This window comes from Franzmannia pantelleriensis, assembly GCF_900102875.1.
Classification (GTDB): domain Bacteria; phylum Pseudomonadota; class Gammaproteobacteria; order Pseudomonadales; family Halomonadaceae; genus Franzmannia; species Franzmannia pantelleriensis.
Map to the genome: position 1 here is coordinate 274,322 of NZ_FNGH01000001.1, position 16,876 is coordinate 291,197.

At 47.8% G+C, this 16,876-nt stretch carries 15 protein-coding genes; all 15 read left to right on the forward strand.

What is annotated here, in order from left to right; genetic code table 11:
* Positions 1-69 precede the first annotated feature (69 nt).
* Positions 70-1,128 (forward strand): glycosyltransferase family 4 protein, encoded by a 1,059-nt coding sequence (locus BLT16_RS01065; RefSeq protein ID WP_089656659.1) that lies wholly within the window; start codon positions 70-72, stop codon positions 1,126-1,128.
* A complete protein-coding gene (locus BLT16_RS01070; protein WP_143025020.1) occupies positions 1,061-2,332 on the forward strand; it encodes a glycosyltransferase family 4 protein in 1,272 nt (423 codons plus the stop codon). The genes BLT16_RS01065 and BLT16_RS01070 overlap by 68 nt, the downstream gene beginning before the upstream one ends.
* A gap of 4 nt (positions 2,333-2,336) precedes the next feature.
* Positions 2,337-3,209 carry a hypothetical protein gene (locus BLT16_RS20485; protein WP_143025021.1) on the forward strand — a complete coding sequence of 291 codons (873 nt, stop codon included), beginning with the start codon at positions 2,337-2,339 and terminating at the stop codon, positions 3,207-3,209.
* Positions 3,210-3,226: 17 nt separating this feature from the next.
* Positions 3,227-4,057, forward strand: a complete 831-nt coding sequence (locus BLT16_RS01075; protein ID WP_089656661.1) for a glycosyltransferase family 2 protein — start codon at positions 3,227-3,229, stop codon at positions 4,055-4,057.
* Complete coding sequence (locus tag BLT16_RS01080) at positions 4,054-5,397, forward strand: O-antigen ligase family protein (RefSeq protein ID WP_089656662.1); 1,344 nt, start codon at positions 4,054-4,056, stop codon at positions 5,395-5,397. Before BLT16_RS01075 ends, BLT16_RS01080 begins: the two co-directional genes overlap by 4 nt.
* A complete protein-coding gene (locus BLT16_RS01085) occupies positions 5,378-6,526 on the forward strand; it encodes a glycosyltransferase family 4 protein (protein ID WP_089656663.1) in 1,149 nt (382 codons plus the stop codon). Before BLT16_RS01080 ends, BLT16_RS01085 begins: the two co-directional genes overlap by 20 nt.
* Entirely contained in the window at positions 6,523-7,698 is a 1,176-nt protein-coding gene (locus BLT16_RS01090; RefSeq protein ID WP_089656664.1) for a glycosyltransferase family 4 protein, read from the forward strand. The genes BLT16_RS01085 and BLT16_RS01090 overlap by 4 nt, the downstream gene beginning before the upstream one ends.
* Positions 7,699-7,988: 290 nt before the next feature.
* A complete protein-coding gene (locus BLT16_RS01095) occupies positions 7,989-8,918 on the forward strand; it encodes a decaprenyl-phosphate phosphoribosyltransferase (RefSeq protein WP_245701386.1) in 930 nt (309 codons plus the stop codon).
* A complete protein-coding gene (locus tag BLT16_RS01100) occupies positions 8,915-9,877 on the forward strand; it encodes a lysylphosphatidylglycerol synthase transmembrane domain-containing protein (RefSeq protein WP_089656665.1) in 963 nt (320 codons plus the stop codon). Before BLT16_RS01095 ends, BLT16_RS01100 begins: the two co-directional genes overlap by 4 nt.
* A complete protein-coding gene (locus tag BLT16_RS01105; protein ID WP_218124384.1) occupies positions 9,877-11,175 on the forward strand; it encodes an FAD-binding oxidoreductase in 1,299 nt (432 codons plus the stop codon). Before BLT16_RS01100 ends, BLT16_RS01105 begins: the two co-directional genes overlap by 1 nt.
* A complete protein-coding gene (locus BLT16_RS01110) occupies positions 11,172-11,927 on the forward strand; it encodes an SDR family oxidoreductase (protein WP_089656667.1) in 756 nt (251 codons plus the stop codon). The genes BLT16_RS01105 and BLT16_RS01110 overlap by 4 nt, the downstream gene beginning before the upstream one ends.
* Positions 11,924-12,562 carry an HAD-IB family hydrolase gene (locus tag BLT16_RS01115; RefSeq protein ID WP_089656668.1) on the forward strand — a complete coding sequence of 213 codons (639 nt, stop codon included), beginning with the start codon at positions 11,924-11,926 and terminating at the stop codon, positions 12,560-12,562. The genes BLT16_RS01110 and BLT16_RS01115 overlap by 4 nt, the downstream gene beginning before the upstream one ends.
* Positions 12,559-14,115, forward strand: coding sequence for a hypothetical protein (locus BLT16_RS20490; protein WP_143025023.1), 1,557 nt, complete (start codon positions 12,559-12,561; stop codon positions 14,113-14,115). The genes BLT16_RS01115 and BLT16_RS20490 overlap by 4 nt, the downstream gene beginning before the upstream one ends.
* 639 nt (positions 14,116-14,754) lie before the next feature.
* Complete coding sequence (gene galE, locus BLT16_RS01120) at positions 14,755-15,774, forward strand: UDP-glucose 4-epimerase GalE (protein WP_089656669.1); 1,020 nt, start codon at positions 14,755-14,757, stop codon at positions 15,772-15,774.
* A gap of 368 nt (positions 15,775-16,142) precedes the next feature.
* Entirely contained in the window at positions 16,143-16,613 is a 471-nt protein-coding gene (locus BLT16_RS01125; RefSeq protein WP_176817129.1) for a hypothetical protein, read from the forward strand.
* The last annotated feature ends 263 nt before the right edge of the window (positions 16,614-16,876 follow it).

Below are 16,876 nucleotides of genomic sequence, written 5' to 3' on the forward strand. Positions count from 1 at the left end.
GTGGTTTATTTTATTTGTAAATATAAAATAAATTTCTCCGGTGTTTCTTGCCACGATGGTGGATCGCTTATGTCGCAATATCAATTAAAAAAGAAAGTGCTTTTAGTTATGGAGTGCTGGGGAGAAGGAGGGACAGAGACTTATGTGAATGGCTTGTTAAATTCGCTGAGTAGTGATGATAAAATCAATATTAGCGTGCTTTTTTTGCGGCAGTATATTAATGTAGATGAGCATCTCCCCGGGGCGAAAAGGATATACTACTCAAGCCACAGTAACTTTCTCATATCCATTCTTAAAGCAAGGCCGGATGTCATAAATTTACATTTATATTCTAGCTTGCTCTACGCTGTTTTCATGGCTAAGATCAGTGGTGTAAAGTGTGTTACCACATTACATATGCCACCTTGTGCATGGGGTTTGCGACACCGTGGCTATTGGCGTCTTGCATGTTTAATGTCTAATTGTATTGTAGGAGTTTCTGGTGCTGTAATTGATAACCTTTCAAGTAATAGAAAGAGAGCAATAATTATACCCGGAGGAGTGGAGTCAGAGTTTTTTCGTGTAGTTCGAAATAATACTAAATATGGAGATTTTAAAATTGCTGCTGTCGGACGGCTTGCGCCCGAAAAAAATTGGTTGATACTTATTAGGGGAATTAGCCTTCTAAGTAAAGAAGTTAGGTCCCGGGTTGTTATAAACTTTTACGGTGATGGTCCACTGCAAGATGTTATCAACGAGTATGCTTTGAAAAGGGAGGTTAACGTTCGTTTCCATGGCTATGTTAGCAAAAAAACACTTAGATATGAGCTTTCTTATACTCATCTTTCAATTCTGCCGTCAAAGTTTGAAGGATTGGGGCTCTCTGCTTTGGAGTGTATGGCGGTTGGAGTGCCAACTATAACCTCAGATTTTGTTGCTTCAAGAGAATATATATTACCAGGAGTCACTGGCCATACTTTCCCGGCAGAAGATGTGGAAAGTCTTAAGGTATTGATTAATTGGCATATTATGAATCCAGAGTTATCGGAAATAATCGGCAGGGAAGGAAAGAAGTTTGTACGTGAAAGATATTATGAAAACTTTGTTTATAGAAAATATATTGATGTATTCAAGGAGTTCTATAATTAGCCATATTTTCCAGATAGCCAAGTATTTAGTTGAAAAGCTGTTTTTTACTTATTTCTTAAAAATATTGTCCAGTACTGGTGATCCCTTGTCAAAATATTGTTTCGTTGATCGTGAAAATGCCCATTCAATCTGGTCTCTGATTGACAATATTGCATCTGCTTTGATTAGCCAAAGTAATCAGGTTTTTTATTTTCGTTTCTGCGATCAATCACAACGTGTGGGTCGTACTGTTCCTCATGGTGTCAAGGTTATAGATATCTTTGTACCGGTGAAACGCTCACGATTCAGCCTTATCACTCAGCATCGTGTATTTACCAGAGCGCTTTCTCGTTTTTTGACTCAAGAGTGCGTAGATGTACTTCACACTCACTTTGCCATTCCTAGCATAGTATCTCGGTGGATGGGTGAGAAAGCTGGAGTTCCTGTTATACTAAGCACCCAACATGAACTCTATGGTTCGATGAACCCCTATCTTCGTTTAGGGTTGAGAATCACACAGCATTATTGTGATGCGGTAGTGTATGTTTCAGAACAAGTCGAAAAATCATATCACCCTATTTCTGGATTAGCGCGGCGAGAACTGGTGATAAAAAATGGCATTAATTTACTGGATGTTCAGTTGCAAAATAGTAGCCTCTCAGATTTTGGGAATTCGCCTCATATAATTTGTGCCGGTCGCTTCGTACCGGTTAAGGGGCAACTAACACTGCTTGAGGCTTTACCCAAGGTACTGGAGAGTTTTCCCGCCGCACGTCTCTGCTTGGCTGGTGATGGACCAGATAAATCTGCGCTTCATGCACGATGCCAAGCCTTGGGCATTATCGATTCCGTTGAATTTCCTGGCTGGCTCCCAAAAGATGAAATGCTAGATAGAGCAGAAGGCTCTTCGTTGATGGTCGTGCCCAGTGATGGAAGCCAAGAAGGTTTTGGTCTAGTAGTAGCAGAGGCTATGGCGTTGGGTGTGCCCCTAGTTTGTACAGATATTCCTGTGTTCCGCGAGGTGGCAGGGGATACCGTTTGCTATTTTCCTGTAGCTGATGCAGACATACTGGCCGACGTTATTGTTAAAGTGCTTTCTCATCCGGAATCGACTAATAGACGTGTAAATAAAGCATTGCAGCGCGTGGAGAAGTACTTTGATCAACGCGATATGGTGGATCAGTATCTGTCTCTATATAAAGATTTATTACGAGAGAAAAATTGACGCTATGTTGAGAAAATATTTGGTTTGGCTGAACTCGCGCCGCTATCAGCTTAGTGGCTTTTTGATAAAAAACTGGGTGTTTTTTCGATTTTTTTTTACACCAAAAAACCGTAACAAAGAGAGTGGTGTTGTTATAAGTCTTACCAGCTACCCTGAAAGAATTTCAGTTGTTCACTATGTGATAAAAAGCCTTATTGTTGGCAGTGATATACCCGAAAAGATTGTCTTGTGGCTAGGGCAAGATGAAATGAAAGGTGTCTCAATACCAAAAAGCCTTTCTGTCTTAGATAAATGTACAGCTATTTTTGAAATAAGGTATGTGCCACGAGGGTTGAAATCTTATGATAAATTAGTGCACGCGCTTGATGCCTTCCCTGATTATATTATTGTCACTGTCGATGATGATACTCTATATCCGCGATATTTTTTGAAAGATTTCCTGGCTAAACATCGAGAGAATCAGCGATCTGTTGTATGCTATCGTGGCGTAAATTTAGAAAAAAATAGTAGTCGTGGATTTAAGCCTTATAATGAAATGCTGAGCGCATCAAGATCTTTTGAAAGTAAAGGCGAGTCATGGAGCTTGATGCCTACGGGCTGCTCTGGCGTTTTATATCCCCCTGGCTCATTGTCAGAGTTGGCAAGTTCTTATGAGTTGATCAGAAAATATGCGCTTCATGCGGATGATATCTGGTTTAAAGCCTGCGCACTTTCCGCAGACACGCCGGCAATTTTGGTCCGAAATAAATGTATCAGATTTCCCTCTATAGGAAATAATAAAGAAGCTCTTTATTTTGAAAACGTTGTGAATGGTGGTAATGATAAGGCGTTAAAGTTAGTGTTTGATAATTTTAATTTGTGGGGCAGGTTGGATTGATCAACTTTGGAGGTCTTATGGTTTTAGTAAGGGTGACAGTTATTCTTACCGTGTATAATGAAGAACGAATGGTAACACGTGCCGTCGGATCCCTGTTTAATCAAACCTTAGACGATATCGAGCTTCTGGTTATCGACGATGGGTCGGATGACGCTACACCAACAGTGTTGGCCGGGATTGCCCAACATGATGACCGTGTGCGTGTGATACGTGTTGAGCGAATTGGTCGGGCCAGAGCGCTGGCACTCGCATGCAAGGAAGCGCGGGGTGAGTTTATCGCAAACCTTGATGCCGATGACATCGCTTATCCAGAGCGTCTTGCAAGGCAGGTAGCCTTCCTCGATTCACACCCGTATCATGCTTGGGTGGGGTGCGCGGAGGAGCGGCGGGATACACAGCGCAATGAACATATTGTTCGTACCTACCCCATTGCCGATGCCGACATACGCCGTCAGTCTTCGAAATGTATTCCCTACAGTCACAGTGGTATCACTTTCCGTCGTTCCTTGATCGATGAGGGGATCAATTATGACGGTGCTCAGCCGTACCTGATTGATTTTGAGTTTTTTCTCAGGGTGGCACGTCAATACAAAGTGGCCAACCTTCCTGACGTATTGGTGTGTCGGTATGTCAGAAACGAGAGCTTCTTCCAGAGCCGTTTTAAGACCACGAAACAGAATCGTAGGCTTGCCTGGCTTGGGCTGCGTGCCGTCATGTGGTTTAACCTACCCTGGCGTTACACCGTCTTTCCTATTGCAAGACTTTTTTACCCCTATCTTCCCAATCTATTCAAGAGATCCGTGCGCCGCTACCAGGGGCTGGCGGAAGTCGACGGAGCTAGCGGATGATTTCCTATGTGTTGCTCTCTGTAGCAGTGGTCACTCTTGCCGGTCTGTTCTATTGGGTTGTTCTTGATCCCGTACGTGGACTCTATCTTGCCTTTTTGGCCTCCGGTATTCTCAATACCATTCCGCTGGGCCCCTTACGAGAGAAGGTGGGGTTGACCGAATTTGTCATGGCATTGACTTGGGCGGCAATGCTGGTTAATAGGAAGTGGTTGGTCCAGAGGGTACCATTTCTTGATAAGCAAAAGCTGGCGGTTGGTTTGCTTTGCTTATTTATAGTCGCATACCTGGCCTCTTTTTTCATTAACAATGCGACATTTTATGATCTCCTGACAGAAAGTTTTGTGGAAAGCTTCAACATCATCTATGTAGCCATGATGATGGTAACGGTCGTACTGCTGGTACAGAAACCAGAGCAATGGAAAGGCTGTTTGACGGGCTGGCTGGTCGGGGCCGCTGTGGTGGCACTAGTCGGATTGTGGGCCATGACCGGGTCGGCACCAGTCTGGACCTATGATGAATTCAGCGGTCGTGTATCTTCTACGCTGAGATTCGAGAACCAGGTGCCTTCCTACTTGGTCCCGATCATGTTGATTGCTATGGTGTGGAGTTCTCTAGCAACCACTTCCAAGTGGCTTCGATTACTGCTTCTTTTGTTGATAACCGCCATGGTCATTACTTTGATCGGCACGGGTAGCCGCACGGCACTGATCCTGGTGGTACTGTCGATTTTGTGTATGATTGGTCTGCTGCTGGTAAAGCATTCCAATACCAGTCTTTTATCTGGGTATTTAAGCTTGGCGATCATCGGTTGCGGCGTTTCATTATTCTTATATGTTGCCGCGGCGCTGTCAATGTACGATGGACAATACTCTCTTGGCACAACGCCTTCCTGGCAACGTCCTGTTATTGTCTTATTTGAGAGTTCACAATCCGGGGTGTTGGATACAACACGTAGCCGTCAGGCTGAAATAGTTATTGCTAGCGCGCACGAGAATTTTTTCATCGGTAATGGCCCAAAGCTCTATGGAGCAAAATACCGTATGGAAGAAGTTCATAATACTTATGCCGGTGTGTTCTTTGAATCCGGTGCGTTTGGAGTGCTTGCTCTGTTCGCTTTTATTATCGCCGTTATATATAATGGATTTAGTGGCTCGAGGAGCAATGCCTTGAATATTTTGACTTGGGCATCGGTTGTTGCCTTCATGTTACTTCTCCTATATGGCATGACGATGTACGGGTTGCGTCAGCGTACACTCTGGTTGATGTGTGGTTTGCTGGTCAGTGTTCCCAATATAGTTCGCTATATGGATCGTAGTGTCTATGAATATCCTATGCGTTGAGAGTTACCCCCAGGCCATCTATGGCCAGCAGAAAACGTTGCTCTCCTTGTTAACGTTGGCGGAGAGTGAGGGGCATAGTGTCAGTGTGGTGTGTACCGATGCTGGCCCTTTCTGCAATGAAGTAGAAAATCTGGGGGTGCCTGTGGCAATCTGCAATTATCCATCGCGTTTGGCTCAGTATGGTGGTGCGATATATCGCTATGGCCTCCTCGATAAGTTGGCACTTTACGGCCAGCTCTGCGGTTATGTAGTGTCACTGCGGCGTTTTATCCTTGAGCATCAGTTTGACGTGGTGTTCTGTAATGACATGCGGGGACTGTTGACCATGGGCGTTGCGGCCAGGCTGTGCGGGGTTCCGGTGGTGATCTGGGATAAGCTCGACAAGCCGCACGGCATGCTCGATTGGTTTCAACTTCCCGTAGCAAGCTTGAACGTCATTATTTCTGACGCTGTCACGAAAAAGTATCCTGTCTGGCAGCGTAGATTTTTTTCTAGCCGTATTCATAGCATCTCTGATGGTGTCATCCTTAATCACTTTTTAGGTGTTTCAGAGGATAGGGAGTCGCTTTGCCTCGAAACACAGCATGTCGCACTGGCAATGATTGGCTCAATCAGTGAACGCAAGGCACAGGATCGACTGTTGCGTGTTGTCCCGGAACTGGTAAGTCAGTGCCCTGAGGCCAGAATCGTGCTGGTCGGCCAGCCGGATAGTCACTCACAAGACTATTACCGTGACTTACCAAATCTGGCGCATCCGGCCGTGACCCATGCCGGTTTTCGCAGTGATATGCCAGCAGTGATGAACAGTATCGATGTGCTGGTGATTCTCTCTCGCCAGGAGGGGATGGGGCTAGTGATTGTTGAGGCCATGGCGGCTGGCAAGCCGGTGATCGGCACCCGGGCGGGAGGAATACCCGAGGTGGTCGTCGATGGCGAGACCGGCATCCTGGTTGAGGGGGACGATGATGCCGCTCTGCTTGACGCCATCACCACGCTTTGTGGGGACGCCGAATTGCGGGAGCGCATGGGGCGAGCCGGAAGGGCCCGGGCGGAGGCGCATTTCGACCGGCGTAAGCAGCATCGGCGTGTCATCGAGTTAATGGAATCCTTGTTGGAGAAGACGTCATGACTGTTTCCACGTGCCGTATTGCCCACCTACAGCTGCTGCCGCTCCTCACCGGAGTACAGCGCGTAAGCCTCGACGAGCTCGAACGCCTCCCAAGTTCTTTCATCCGGTCGCTGATCTGCCAGGGAGAGGGAGCTCTAACTGCCGAAGCTCGTGCTTGCGGTATAGAGGTTTTGACCGCGCCGCATCTGCAGCGAAGTATTCGCCCGTTGGCCGATGGACGAGCCCTATGGCAACTGTGGCGTTACTTCCACGCACGTAATGTTGATGTCGTGCATACCCATTCGAGTAAAACCGGCGTACTGGGGCGCCTCGCAGCATGTCTGGCGGGCGTGCCTTGCATTGTGCATACCGTTCATGGTTTTGCCTTTCCCGCTGCACGCTCTGGCCTGCAGCGCCGGCTGTTCCAGACAATGGAATGGCTGGGGGGACGCTGTGCCCATCGAGTAATTTGTCTCCATGAAGGGGATGCTCGTATCTGTCTGGAACAACTGAAATTGCCTGCTCACAAGGTGGTGGTACTGCCGAATGGGGTCGACCTAGATAAGTATCGGCCCCCAGCGACGGATGACAGGCTATCACTGCGCTGCCAACTGGGGCTGCCGCGGGACCGTGTATTGGTGACGATGGTGGGCCGGCTTTGGGAACAAAAGGATCCTGGCTGTCTGGTCGATGCCTATTGCGCGCTCTGGGAGGATGGGGACCCTGGGGCCGACCTAGTCCTAGTCGGGGATGGTGAATTACAGCCGCTGTTGGAGGAGCGAGTAGCTCGGGCGGGGCTCGCTGAGCATGTGCATTTCTTGGGGTGGCGGAGCGATACCCCTGAGTTGCTGCGCGCCAGCGATATGTTCGTGCTGCCCTCGCGCTGGGAGGGTATGCCGTTGGCAATACTCGAGGCCATGGCCACGGGCTTGGCGGTAGTAGTATCGGATATTCCCGGCAATCGGCATCTGGTCTCGCATGCCGATCATGGTGTGCTATTCCCCGCCGGTGATCATGTGGCGCTTGGCAAGGCCCTGCAATGTTTGCTGGCACAGCAGGACAGACGACACGCATTGGGTAGGGCAGCGCGCCTTCATGTCGAGACGAATCACGATATCCGAATGCGCGTGCGTCACATTGAAGCCCTCTATCACCAGGTGTTGCAACCTCAAGCTCTGGTTCTGTCTGATTGACATACTGCGAGCTGATGGCAGGACTGTTTATCCAGATGTTTAAACTATCGTTAAGATTTCTTTAGAATTCATAATAAATGCTTCGATTTGAAGAAAATTCCTGATCCTTTTGTTGCACATCGATAACTATTTTGACACCCCAATGTTGTCCGAAATAACTTGCTCTAAAAGCTTACAAATCATATTTTTATCGTTCTTTTTATTGTGCAATGCATTGCTCATCGCCTTTTGCTTATAAATAAAAGTGCCGTAGTAAATTGTGCACATTCATATGAATGGGGGGAGGGGAAGTGTTTGATTCATTTGTCGTATTCAGGGGGGAAAGTCTAGCGGCTGTTCCCGCAATAACGCGGTCGGTCATTAAGCTGATCAGGCCACACCAGTACGTCAAGAACGGCTTTGTTCTGCTTGGCTCACTCTTCGCCCACCAGTGGAATCTCCTAACTCTCAGTCAGGTAGCGTTGACCTTTTTGGCTTTTTGCTTTATGGCCAGTGCTGTCTATGTCCTCAATGACATCATGGATATTGACGCGGATCGTGCTCATCCCGTGAAGTGTCGTCGGCCGTTGCCAAGTGGTGCGCTATCCTTGGCTTTTGTGCGTCGACTGCTGATCGGACTGGTGTCAGGTGCCGCGTTATTGTCATTATTGGTAAGCTGGTGGGTAACCTTTTTCATTTTAACTTATTTTATTATTAACATATTTTATTCCTGGCGGCTCAAGCATGTGGTTATCTTAGATGTATTCATTATCTCATCGGGCTTTATGCTGAGGATAATGGCCGGTACGATAGGTTTGGGCATTCCGCCCTCTTCTTGGCTTCTATTATGTGGCCTGATGGTGACACTTTTCCTTGGCTTCGCCAAGCGACGTGCCGAGTTGTTGATGATGGAGAGTACTGAAAATGGCAATGGTGCACTGACGCGTCGTGTGCTCGATGACTACAGTCCCGCTATGCTGGAACAGTTCATTTCCGTAACGGCTGCCTGCACGATACTTTCCTATGGTCTCTATACTGTGTCGCCACAGACCGTAGCACTGCATGGCAGCGATGATCTGATCTATACTGTTCCCTTCGTGGTGTATGGCATATTCCGTTATCTATTTCTTCTACATCGCCGTGCCAAGGGCAATGACACGGCAAATGACATGCTGACCGATGCTCATCTGCTGGTTACTGCCATCGGTTGGGTTGTTGCGACCTTGTTGGTACTGGCATGACTGAAGCTTTGAATCATCTGCAGGGCTGGAGATTCCGTGCGTTGATACTCTCAATCACCGCGGCAATGACGGCGTATCTGGTTTTCTCATTGTGGGCTGGTCGGGAGGATGTGATAACTGCCTTTGTACGTATCGGCGTGCTGGGGACAGGAATCACCTTGGCCATGTCATTGGTCAATTATGGGCTGCGCTTCATACGCTGGCAGTTCTATCTTGACCAGTTGGGCTATCGTGTAGCTTGGGTTCCCAGCCTGAGGATCTATCTGAGCGGTTTTGCGTTGACCACCACGCCGGGCAAGGCGGGGGAGGTCTTCCGAGGGATACTGCTCAAGCAGCACGGAGTGCCTTTCCCGGCAAGCTTCGCAGCCTTTATCAGCGAGCGTCTCTCGGACCTTGTGGCCATTGTGCTGCTGACTCTGATAGGGCTGGTTCAGTATCCGCCGGCGCGTGGTCTGGTACTGGCTGGTGTGGTGGGAATTGTGTTGGTTCTAGTGTGTCTCTCCAGTCAAATCTTGCTGGCCCGTTTTTATGACTTGGTCCGTGTTCGACAGGGCAAGCTGATGAGGCTGCTGGCCCATACTATCCGGATGCTTGGCGATGCCCGCCGTTGTCATCGCCCTGGCTTGCTGATGGTGGCGACAGTGATCAGTGTGCTGGCCTGGGGGGCCGAAGCCCTGGCTTTCTACTGGGTGTTGAGCTGGCTGGGTGTCGAAATTACTCTGTCCTTCGCGATCTTTATCTACGCGCTGTCGATGCTGGCTGGCGCGCTCAGCTTTTTGCCCGGTGGGTTGGGTGGTGCAGAAGCAGTGATGGTGTCAATGCTGGTCTTCAATGGAATGTCAATGCCAGTAGCGATTGCCGCCACTGTGTTTATTCGTCTTGCCACGCTTTGGTTCGCTGTAGCTATTGGTCTGGTGGCTCTGATCTGCTGCCGCAATAGCCAATTAGCTACCTCGTGATGATGCCGCGCTCCTGGAATCGCTTGCCGCGAGTAGATCCTGATCGGGTCGAGTTGCTGACCAATCGCTCGCAGCCGCTGGATTCAAATCTGCCACGCCCCTTGCTGGCTTATGGCAATGGTCGTAGTTATGGTGATGTGTGCCTAACCGAACGTGGCACCTTGATGCTGACTCGCGGTCTGGATCGTTTTATCGACTTCGATCCCAATAGAGGCGTGCTGCGCTGTGAGGCGGGGGTGACCCTGGCGGAGATCCTCGCTCTGGTCGTGCCCCGGGGCTGGTTTCTGCCCAGTACGCCGGGAACGCGCCTGGCCACGGTTGGCGGTGCCGTGGCCAACGACGTACATGGCAAGAATCACCATGCCTTGGGAAGCTTTGGTCATCACGTACGCGCCCTAGAACTTTGGCGCAGCGATGGCCGTGTTATCGAGTGCTATCCCGAGGAAGGCAACGGCTGGTTTCGGGCAACTATCGGTGGATTGGGCCTGACAGGGCTGATCCGTTGGGTCGAGCTTCAACTGATTCCTATACAGAACACCTGGATGTGGGTCGAGTCGCAGCGCTTCGCCAACCTTGACGAGTTCTGGACGCTCAGCCGCAGGGCCGAGGCCCTCTGGCCCTATACAGTGGCCTGGATCGACTGTCTGGCCAAGGGTAAGGCCCAAGGGCGGGGTATCTTGCTGGCCGGGCAGCACGCGGCAGCGCAAGCGGAGCTGCCGGTGTTCAAGGAAGGTAGCAAGCGGATGCTCTTCGACCCGCCGTTCTCGCTGGTCAATGGCTTGAGTCTGCGCGTTTTCAATGCCCTCTACTATCGCCAGTCAGTCAAGCCCCAGGGAGGGCTGTCTCACTATGTGCCATATTTCTACCCGCTCGACGCCATTCAGGACTGGAACCGCATCTATGGGCGGAGTGGTTTCTACCAGTACCAGTGTGTTGTCCCCCCTCGTGAGGCCGAGGCCGCTATTCCTGCGTTACTTGATACCATCACCAGGCATGGGGAGGGGTCGTTCCTCGCCGTTCTCAAGACCTTCGGACCCATGCCTTCGCTGGGGATGTTGTCGTTTCCACGTCCCGGTACCACCCTGGCCTTAGACTTCCCTAATAGGGGCGACAAGACTCGGCGCCTGCTAGATAAACTGGATGCCATCGTGCGAGAAGCCGGTGGTACGCTTTATCCCGGCAAGGACGCCCGCATGCCGGCTAGCCTGTTTCAGTCCGGCTACCCTGAGTGGGAAGCCTTTAAAGACTATGTCGATCCCGATTTTTCTTCCCGATTCTGGCAGCGTGTAACGTCATGAACTCTCTCAAGCGAGTGATTCTTTTCGGTGCGACCTCCGCCATTGCCGAGCAGACCGCCCGTCAATTGGTAGCTCAAGGTGCCTCTCTCTACTGTGTGGGGCGTAACCCAGACAAGCTCACAGCCCTGATTGACGATCTGAAGGTACGAGCCGGGAGTCAGCAATGTATCGATGGCTGTGTAGCAGACCTGGTTGACCATAGTCGACATGAGCATCTGATCAATGATGCGACCCATGTGCTGGGGGAGGTGGATGGAGTGCTGATTGCCCATGGCACCCTGCCCGTTCAACAGGCTTGCGAAGCAGACGTAGCCATGACCCGCAAGGAGATTGAGACCAATGCACTGAGCGTGATTAGCCTGCTAACTCTGCTCGCCAATCTCTTTGAGCAGCAGCAGCGTGGTGTGATCGCCGTTATCAGCTCAGTAGCCGGCGACCGGGGGCGGCAGAGTAACTATGTATATGGCGCCGCCAAGGGTATGCTCACATTGTTCCTCCAAGGGCTGCGCAACAGGCTGGCTAAGGCCAATGTGGACGTGGTGACCATCAAGCCAGGCTTCGTTGATACACCGATGACTGCTGATTTCAACAAGGCTGGACCGCTTTGGGCAAAGCCTGATCAAGTCGCCAAGGGCATTATCAAGGCCATGCAGAGGGGTAAGGACGAGGTCTATATTTTGTGGTTCTGGCGCTGGATTATGCTATTTATCAGGCACATCCCGGAATCTTTCTTTAAGCGGATGACGCTATGAGCCAGGACCTCACTCCTGACAGCCGCTCCGTGGCGTTCTTCGACTTCGACGGTACCCTGACTACGGGGGACACTCTGATGCCGTTTCTACAATTTGTTGTTGGTAAGCCGATTTACTACGCCAAGCTGTTCCTTCTCAGCCCGGTATTCGTCGTCTACTTCGCGAAGCTATTACGCAACGATGTGGCCAAACAAATTGTTCTAAAGAAGTATCTGTCAGGTTACCATGTCGATGACCTTTTCAAGTTGGGAGAGCGTTTTAGTGAAGAGGTGATTCCCACTATGCTGCGCCCGGAAGGCATGGAGCGATTGAGTTGGCATCAGGAACAAGGACATGATTGTGTTCTGGTGAGTGCTTCTCTGGATGTTTATTTAAAATACTGGGCGAAAGAAAATGGGTTTCAATCGGCTTTAACAACCTGTTTATCTTCTAAGGAAGGAGTGGTTTCTGGAAACCTTCTGGGGAATAATTGTTACGGCGATGAAAAAGTAGTAAGAGTTTCCGAGTGGATAAGATGTAGATCTACAAGAATAACCTATTATTATGGAGATGCGCAGGCAGATATCCCGATGGCTAAAAAATCTGACTATGGGTTTATCTGGAATGGAAAGGTGTTTTTGAGGGTTGATAAATGAAAGTATCAACTGTGAATGATAATAAAAATGAGCATGCATTATATTTATTGTGTGCTGGGGGGCTTGCTGTTTTTTTTATTTCTACCATAACTTATATTGCTCTGAGGACAGGTTTTGTCTCTTATGACTCGTGGTATTACTTGCGCTTGGCCGAATCGGTTTTAACGAATGGGGCTTGCCATGTAAGAGGGGAGTACTTTGCAGTTTTTCCTTGCGGGTACTCTGCTATGATAGCAGGGTTGTCTTGGTTGACTGGGATGGATGTTTTTCATTCTAGCAAAGTGTTGAATTTTTTGTTGTTATGTGGATCGGGAGTGCTGATTTTTCTCGCCACGGGTAGTGCTTTGTTTGGTTTTTTGTTTGTTGTTAACCCGGTGGTTCTCTCTATTGGTCACTACACGTGGTCTGAAAATGCCTTTATACTTTCTTTTTCAATGATTTTTTACTCACTGACAAAAATGTATTATGGTAATTACTCATTGAAAATCTTTTCTATGTTGATGCTTGGTCTTTTGATTGGCGTGAGTACGAGGTATTTTTTTGGCCCCTATGCTTTTTTAATTTTTATGGCGTCGTTGATGGTATATGGTAAAAAGGTTTCGATTAGGGCTTTTCCAGTGTTTGCTGTTTCCGGAATACTGTTTTTATTATACTACTACTATAATAATAGTATGACAGGGTACGGAAGTGGAAGGCCGAGAGTGACTCCTCCGGAGTCGGTGATATATCTAACAGTAAATTTCTTTGAGTATCTTGCAAAAGATTTTCTTGTTTACTTTATTTCCGTCTCCCCTTTATTGGTGATGTTGGTAGTTTTTATGTACAAGAAAAAAAAACCGATAAGTGACTTTGATTGTACGCCATACTTATTTTTAAGTTTGCTTGGTTTAGGCTATATTTCTATAGCATTCGTTCTTCGTATTTATGTCCACTATGATCTTTACGGAACCCGAACAGTGGGGTATGGGATTTCATTTTTGCTTAGCTCATTGTTGTCGATGGCATGTATGAGATATTATGTTAAAGTTTACTCATTGGTGGTTATGGCTTTTGTTGGTGTGTTGTCAACTGTATTGTCTCATAAGGACTATTACTTGACTTTTCTAGATGAAAACAGGGGGGCTGATTGGGGACAGACTTATCAAGAGGCGATATCTAATTATAGTTCAGGGCTAAGCATATCCGGAGCTGTTGTTTCATTTGACGTTCCAAGAGTTAAACGATATGTTGCAGAGAATATAGATATTTTCTACGGAGAGAACGTAGTGGTACTTTCCCCTAAGGCAGCTCCTTACAATGAAAAAGAAAGCTATTATGACTTTAAGGAAAGGGTTATAGATTCTGGTATGGAGTGCTTCTATGATTTTTCCAGGGTTAATAGTCAAGGCGATTTTAAAAAAATTGTGGATGCAAAGTATGCGTTAGATATTGGAGAAGGGGCGTTAAATAATATAGTTCTTGACTTTAGGTATTCAGATAGCGTTAGGCTCCATTTCAAAGAAGTTTTTGATCCTGGTAGAGTCATTCCATGTGATTTTGCTAGCTCACGTTGATGACATATATACTTTGACCTTCTAGTGGCTTTTGGTTTTTTTGATAATGTGGCGATATGACTAATACCAATGGCTATGCCTCTGTAAGGTATAAGTGAATCCCCCATATCCTTTATAATAAAGTGTTAAGCGATGAGTCATGAACACCATTGCTATTTATGAAATGCTTGGGCCGCTAATGCCATTAATTCTCCATGAGCATAAGGGGCAGGGCAGAAAACCGCCCGGCACCTAATAAGAACGGGGCTTGCATTAATATTGCTTAACATCTGTTATTGTTTTAAATCGGCGTTGATGTTGTTCAAGGTAGAGCGTTATTATGCGATACGCCAGCTGGAGCAAAGGTATGTTCTAGATCTGCATGCACCGATGAGACTCTTAGAAGCTTAAAGGTCGCGCATGCCTTTATAGATCACTGCTAACGGATAAGATTCGTAGGCAGAATCTAAGCTCTGTACGAAAACTATCTGCGCTCGCCCATACGGTGTTAAAAATCGGCTCAAAGTACTCATTTACACCCCGTAAACTCCGTCTTCTCGCCGATTTTTGCCTTGTCTGGCCATCGTTTGCCGACTTTTCGTACAAAACCTAAGGTTACGTCGCATCAACTTTTTCTGTAAATTATAATAAGGAGTCGTTATGCGCATTTTAGTCACTGGGGGAGCGGGATATATCGGCTCGCATACGGTGTTAGTCCTGCTGGAGTCGGGCTATGAGGTGGTGGTGCTGGATAACCTCAGCAATGGCAACCGTGAATCGCTGCTGCGAGTGGAGAGGTTAAGTGGCAAGCGCATCCCCTTGGTTATGGGAGATATCGGCGACCGTGACTGCTTGGATGCCCTCTTCGGTGAGCATGTCATCGACTCGGTACTGCATTTCGCAGGGCTTAAGGCGGTTGGAGAGAGCATGGCAGATCCGCTGACCTACTATATCAATAACCTTGCGGGCACCCTGACGCTCTGCCAGGCGATGACCCGTGCCGGTGTTCATCAACTGGTGTTCAGCTCCTCCGCAACGATTTATGGCGATGGACATCCCATGCCGCTGCATGAGGGGCTGCCGAGTGGTTGTCCGGCGAGCCCCTATGGGCGTTCCAAGCTTATGGTAGAAGAGGTGTTGAGAGATTTAGCCGGATCAGATGCTCGGTGGCGGATTGCCCTGCTGCGCTACTTCAATCCGGTGGGGGCTCACCCCAGCGGTGAGATCGGCGATGATCCTCAAGGCGTGCCCTGTAACCTGGTGCCTTTCGTTGCCCAGGTAGCAGTTGGTCGTCGCGACAAGCTGGTAATTTATGGAAATGACTATCCGACCTCCGATGGCACAGGCGTTCGTGACTACATTCATGTCATGGATCTGGCGGAAGGTCACCTGCGTGCTATGGCAGCTCTTAGCGAGCGTCCTGGGGTGAGTATCTGGAACCTGGGGACTGGGCGAGGTTATAGTGTTCTAGAGGTGATAGAAGCCTTCGAACGAGCCTCTAATCGGTGTATTCCTTACTGCATCGAAGATCGACGCCCTGGTGATATTTCTGCATATTGGGCGGACCCGGCCAAGGCGCAATTGGAGTTAGGCTGGAGCGCACTTATTGGGCTGGATGAGATGATGACTGATACTTGGTTATGGCAGATGCGTAATCCATATGGGTACTCTTTATTATAAGTCCCATGTGCCTTTTTTATAATTTCAATTAAATAGGTTTCGCTTGTGAGAAGAATTGAGTTTCTTGGTCCTTCTGGCGTGGGAAAAACCACGCTATTTAATAGGCTTCTATTTCTTAGAGAAAATAATAGATCATGGCTGTCACCGCATGAGGCTCGTGATTATGCGGCAGGAAAAATTTATGAAGGTTATGGTGGTCGATTTTTTTTGCTAAAAAGTACTTGAGAAAATTTTTAAGAGGAAGGGCAAAAAGGTATTTTTATAATAAGTCATTAAATGATTATATGTCGAGTTTGTCTGAGTTTCACTTCAATAGCTATGAAGGTTATCTATTAACCATGCTCCGGCACTTGGAGAGGAACGAGTCATTGTCAGTAGTGAAGCGATATAAAATGATAAAGTTCTACTTTGATTTGCTTGCTAGGGACGTTTTGGTTCCTGAGTTGGTTTTAAAGGATGTTGATAGCCTGTTGGTTTTATATCATGATGGGATTGTGCATAATAATCCTGGGCTCAACTTAAAAGCGACGGAGCATGATGATGAGGAGTATGTGAGCATTGAGAAAAAAAAGCCTGAAGCGATTGTTTATTTTAAATCCTCTCTTTCTGCTAACTTGGCGAGGAGGAAGAAGCGCGTACAGGATGGCAAAGCGACTTTTTTGGAGATGGGATTAAGTGAAGGACAGCTTAAAGAAATATGCCGAGAATCACTAGATATCGCGGAAGGTCAATTATTTTTGATGCGGAAAATGTCAGTTCCTGTTCTTGTGATTGATGCAGAAGATGACTTGGATTACAGTTATATCAAGTGCCATAAATTTATAAGTGAGATTTCTTGATGCTACGCTTGCGCCCTTGCCGCTTGCTTTTATTTTGTCCTTAAGGTCACCCTCGATTTTATCGATTTATGGTTTTAGATCTACAAGAAAGCTAGCTCTAGATAGCCCTATGGCGGGTGGTTTTCATGCTCTGGTGCTGAAAAAGTTTCAGGCGGTGACACGCAGTATAGATTATACAGTCGCCGATAGCTGTCTGCAAATTCGACGTATTTATTCTAAGTTTAGCTAAAGTGAGGTGGGCTAGAGGGGTATGAAGCTATGAT

What these genes read in the sequence shown, in the direction of transcription:
- galE (WP_089656669.1), top strand. Translation starts at nt 14,755, where the DNA reads ATGCGCATTTTAGTCACTGGGGGAGCGGGATATATCGGCTCGCATACG.
- BLT16_RS01075 (WP_089656661.1), top strand. Translation starts at nt 3,227, where the DNA reads ATGGTTTTAGTAAGGGTGACAGTTATTCTTACCGTGTATAATGAAGAA.
- BLT16_RS01100 (WP_089656665.1), top strand. Translation starts at nt 8,915, where the DNA reads ATGACTGAAGCTTTGAATCATCTGCAGGGCTGGAGATTCCGTGCGTTG.
- BLT16_RS01110 (WP_089656667.1), top strand. Translation starts at nt 11,172, where the DNA reads ATGAACTCTCTCAAGCGAGTGATTCTTTTCGGTGCGACCTCCGCCATT.
- BLT16_RS20490 (WP_143025023.1), top strand. Translation starts at nt 12,559, where the DNA reads ATGAAAGTATCAACTGTGAATGATAATAAAAATGAGCATGCATTATAT.
- BLT16_RS01085 (WP_089656663.1), top strand. Translation starts at nt 5,378, where the DNA reads ATGAATATCCTATGCGTTGAGAGTTACCCCCAGGCCATCTATGGCCAG.
- BLT16_RS01080 (WP_089656662.1), top strand. Translation starts at nt 4,054, where the DNA reads ATGATTTCCTATGTGTTGCTCTCTGTAGCAGTGGTCACTCTTGCCGGT.
- BLT16_RS01115 (WP_089656668.1), top strand. Translation starts at nt 11,924, where the DNA reads ATGAGCCAGGACCTCACTCCTGACAGCCGCTCCGTGGCGTTCTTCGAC.
- BLT16_RS20485 (WP_143025021.1), top strand. Translation starts at nt 2,337, where the DNA reads ATGTTGAGAAAATATTTGGTTTGGCTGAACTCGCGCCGCTATCAGCTT.
- BLT16_RS01065 (WP_089656659.1), top strand. Translation starts at nt 70, where the DNA reads ATGTCGCAATATCAATTAAAAAAGAAAGTGCTTTTAGTTATGGAGTGC.
- BLT16_RS01105 (WP_218124384.1), top strand. Translation starts at nt 9,877, where the DNA reads ATGATGCCGCGCTCCTGGAATCGCTTGCCGCGAGTAGATCCTGATCGG.
- BLT16_RS01090 (WP_089656664.1), top strand. Translation starts at nt 6,523, where the DNA reads ATGACTGTTTCCACGTGCCGTATTGCCCACCTACAGCTGCTGCCGCTC.